Consider the following 4,792-nt stretch of genomic DNA (forward strand, 5'->3'; position numbering starts at 1 on the left):
AAATTGCCACAATACATTACTTTATTAAATGATACCGCTTAAAAAACTTAGGCGGTGTTTTTGTTTCGACGCTATCTATTATTTACGCTTGAAAAATTTACCTGCGCCCCTATTAGTATAAGCAGCCTAGCGCTATTTAAAACCAAATCGCTCTTATGCTTATTTGAGCGATTTTGGTTTAGTGACTGCTGTTTAATAATAAGTTTTGACATACATTAAAGGAGTTTTTTATGAGTGAATCAAAAAACGACAATCCAATAGTTGATGAGAATAATCCAGAATTAAAAAAACATACGTTTGAAGCGGAAGTGGCGCAATTGCTACATCTAGTGACGCACTCCTTGTACTCAAACGCTGATATTTTTGTCCGTGAGCTGGTATCAAACGCATCAGACGCCTGTGATAAATTGCGTTTTGAAGCCACTAACGATGACAGCCTGTACGAAGATGACGGTGAGCTCAAAATACGTATCGCCGTTGATGAGGAAGCCAAAACCATTACCTTTATCGATAACGGTATCGGTATGAACGAAGCTGATGCCATTGACAATTTGGGTACGATTGCCAAATCAGGTACCAAGGCATTTTTGGACAAATTATCTGAATCACAAAAGCAAGATGGTCAATTGATCGGTCAGTTCGGTGTTGGCTTTTACTCAGGTTTTATCGTCGCTGACACAATCAGTGTCGAATCGCGTAAAGCGGGCGAGCCTGCGGATAAAGGCGTACGCTGGGTATCAGACGGCACGGGTAGCTTCACCGTTGAGCCTATTACCAAGGATACGCGCGGCACGAGTATCACTTTACACCTAAAAGAAGAATACACCGATGGCGACGATAATTATTTAGATCGCGCAAAGATCAAGCGTCTGGTCAATAAATACTCAGACCATATCAGTCTGCCCATTCAGATGCGTAAAGAAGTCTGGCAAGAAGATGAGGTTGAGGAAGGCGACGACACGCCAGCTAGTGGACAAATGGTACTGACTGACGAGTGGGAAACCATTAATAAAGCCAGTGCACTTTGGACGCGCTCAGCATCCGAGATTGAAGATGATGAGTACGTTGATTTTTATAAAAACATCAGCTATGACATGGATGACCCGCTCACATGGACGCATAACCGTGTCGAGGGCCGCGTACAGTACACTCAGCTGTTATATGTACCCAAAAAAGCACCGATGGATCTGTATACTCGCGAGCAGCAGCACGGGCTTAAGCTATATGTCAAACGCGTGTTCATCATGGATGACGCGGAACAGCTTTTGCCAATGTACTTGCGCTTTGTCAAAGGCGTTATCGATTCTGCCGACTTACCACTTAACGTCAGCCGCGAGTTATTGCAAGAGTCGCGCGATGTCAAATCTATCCGTGATGGTAATGCGCGCCGCATCTTGACCATGCTGGCAAGCCTTGCTAATAGTGAAGATAGTGACAAGCAAGATAAGTTTGCACAGTTCTATAGCGAGTTTGGCGATGTCATCAAAGAAGGTCTGGGCGAGGACATGGGCAATCAAGAACGTATTGCCAAGCTTTTGCGTTATGCCACTAGCACTGATGATAAAGTTGCGACCAGCTTTGAGGACTATAAAGCTCGCATGATTGAGGGTCAAAAAGCCATCTACTATCTAACGGCTGATAACTTAGCCGCTGCAAAGAACAGCCCGCAGCTTGAGTTATTTAAGAAAAAGGGCATCGAAGTTATCTTGATGACCAGCCGCGTTGATGAGTGGGCGATGAACTTTTTGACGTCATTTGACGACACACCGCTACAAAACATTGCCAAGGGCGCAGTAGATTTAGGCGATTTGCAAGACGAAGAAGAAAAGGCGGAGGCTGAAAAGGCGCAAGAGTCTATGAAGCCTGTGGTTGATAAGCTTAAATCGTCTCTAGGCGCACGTGCCAAAGACGTACGAGTCTCTAATCGCTTAGTTGATAGCCCTGCGATACTGGTTACTGCAGAGGGCGAGCTGTCACCACAGATGATTCAGATGCTGCAGCAAATGGGTCAAGAAGTGCCAGAGACGCAGCCTATCTTGGAGGTCAATCCTGATCATCCGCTGATCAAAAAGCTAGAGGCCAGCGAGCAGGCTGATGGTGATTTTGATAAGCTTGCGCAAGTCATTTTTGATCAAGCGCTACTTGCCGATGGTGGGCAGCTTGATGATCCTGCCGCGTATCTCAAACGCGTCAACGAGCTGTTGATGCGCTAGAATCTACTGTTTCAATCACTCGTTAAAAAGAGACCTTTATATAAGGTCTCTTTTTATATGTGTTTAACGCTGTTTTTATAAGTATTTACAAATCCTAGTATTGTCTTCACTGACAATCCGTTACAATCGCGTTAGACTCATTCATCAAAAGTCTGATTTTTCAAACCATTTAGACGCTTATAAAAAGCCATCGCTTTGATGATTGTTCAATTATCTACTCGATAGAGGTCACCATCTTTGTCACTCTCATCGCTAAAAACCACTTCGCTTCAACGCTTCTCTCTTAATTTTGCGGCCAATATCATTGCAGCCTTATGGATGCTCGTTGGTTCAACGCGGGCGTTCTCTTGGGTTAAGCCTACTTTTTTTCAGTTTGCTTTATTTGCAGCACTTGCTCTTAGTAGCAACGTACTATTCTCTTGGCTAGCAGCCGAGAGCGGTAGCGTATTCAATGAGCAAGGGCTTGTCAGCTATTTAATTTGGCCAGTGATTATCTTGCTGGGTGGCATTATCTTAGCGCGGCGCTTGGGTAATCAAGGACTATTATTTGTCCCTGTAGTGCTGTGGCTCGTCGCCGATACTTTATCAGCGCTACTACAAAGCTTAGTACAGTTCTTTGGTCATCAAGGCTGGCTGCCTGAATGGAGCTACTCATTACTACCGATACTGTTTCTATTATTATTTTTGTGGCAGACCATAGCCCTGCTTTGGATATTCTCTCGTCGTCTGCGCGCGCCATGGTGGGAGCGTATTATTGTACTAATCGGCGCTGTCGCACTATTGACGATTTGGCAAAACAATGTGGCAGATCAGCCTATTTTTAAGCAAACCCTTATGCAGCCAGTGTTGGATGAGGCGGCTTTATACGAGCAGCCGCGTCTATTACAGCAAGCCTTAGATAGCCTTGACCCTAGCGTCTTGGGTCAGACAGACTGGTACTTTATGGGGGTGGCAGGTTTTGCGGGGCAAGATGTGTTTCGCTCTGAGATCAATCATGCGCGCGAGCTATTTGATGTACGCTTTGGTACTAGCGGGCGCTCATTATCCTTGATCAACAATACCTATAGCTGGCTGGATGAGCCTGTCGCGACTAAAACTAGTATCTTACAAAGCCTTAAAACCATCGGTCAAAAAATGAACTCGGATGAAGATGTGCTACTCTTAACCTTGTCCTCTCATGGCAACGAAGATATTCTTCAGCTTGAGAACGCACCCGTTGAGATGGACAGCTTGGAGGCTGTATGGCTACGCGAGGCGCTAGATAGCGCAGGTATTCGCTGGCGAGTCATCATTATATCGGCTTGTTATTCAGGCTCTTTTATCGATGATTTAGCTTCGCCGACAACGGTAGTGATTACCGCATCAGCGACGGACAAGATGTCCTTTGGCTGTACTAATAGCGCTGAGATGACTTATTTTGGCCAAGCGTTCTTCGCCGAGAGTCTACGAGAAAACACCAGCTTTGCAACTGCATTTAAAGACGCCAGCCTGCGCATACAAGAGCGTGAGAGTTTTATGGGTTTTGAGCCCTCAGAGCCGCAAATGGCGATCGGTAGCTTGATGGAAACTGCCTTGCCAGCGTTTGAACAAGCCTTGTTCAACCAGCGTCCAGCGCTTAGCAATAATAATAGCGGTGCTGATGATATCGAAAATAGTATGTCTAAAACAGTGCCCATAGTTAAATAAAACCATATAAACAAGTCTTTTTCTAACTACAATAAAAGGATACTTATTATGAATAATTCTTATGCACAAAAATTGGCGAGTAACTCGCAGATGACGCAAGTCAGTGTGAACCGCTGTTTTGATGGCGAGCAGCACTATTATCGTCATGAGTCTGTGGTAACTAAGACGCCAATGACCTTTAGTATTTATTTGCCAGATGAGGCCTTGGCAGGACAACGCTGCCCTGCAATTTTGTATTTATCAGGACTCACTTGTAATGCTGATAACGTCACGCACAAAGCCCACTTTCAACAAAAATGTAGCGAGCTTGGCATGATATTTATCGCACCTGACACCTCACCTCGTAGCAGCGATGAGGTTGAGGTGCCAAACGATGAGCGTTATTTTGTGGGGCAGGGGGCGAGCTACTATGTTGATGCGACAACAGCGCCTTGGTCGGAGAACTTCAATATGCAAAGCTACATTGTCGATGAGCTATACGATCTACTGCGTAGCGAGTTTGCTATTAGCAGTATCGGTATTACAGGTCACTCTATGGGCGGGCATGGCGCGTTATTGCTTGGTTTCAAGTTTCCAGGTAAGTTTGTCAGTGTCTCAGCATTATCGCCAGTTTGCGCAGCTAGTGAGTCTGATTGGGGACAGGCAGCTTATACCGAATACTTTGGCGATGATAAAGCGCTTTGGAAGCAAGCGGACGCGGCGCATACGATTAGCGAAGTTGGCAAGCAGTATGCCAGCATTTTAGTTGATCAAGGTGCAGCTGACGATTTTTTAGCTCAAAATCAATTGCAAACAGAAAAATTACAGCAAGCTTGCAAAAAAGCTGAGCAGCCATTAACCCTGCGCTATCAAGCGGGTCATGATCACAGTTATTACTTTATTCAAACGGTGAT

3 protein-coding genes are annotated in these 4,792 nt (G+C 45.1%); all 3 read left to right on the forward strand.

Annotation, left to right across the window (positions count from 1 at the left end; all coding sequences use genetic code 11):
* Positions 1 to 230: 230 nt before the first annotated feature.
* Positions 231 to 2,213, forward strand: coding sequence for a molecular chaperone HtpG (gene htpG, locus ACTXGO_RS09740; protein ID WP_443542909.1), 1,983 nt, complete (start codon positions 231 to 233; stop codon positions 2,211 to 2,213).
* 237 nt (positions 2,214 to 2,450) lie between these two features.
* Entirely contained in the window at positions 2,451 to 3,899 is a 1,449-nt protein-coding gene (locus tag ACTXGO_RS09745) for a C13 family peptidase (RefSeq protein WP_443574247.1), read from the forward strand.
* Between the two features lie 48 nt (positions 3,900 to 3,947).
* The coding region (fghA, locus tag ACTXGO_RS09750; protein ID WP_443574248.1) for an S-formylglutathione hydrolase at positions 3,948 to 4,792 on the forward strand (845 nt) is incomplete at its 3' end.

Source organism: Psychrobacter sp. T6-1 (assembly GCF_052258445.1).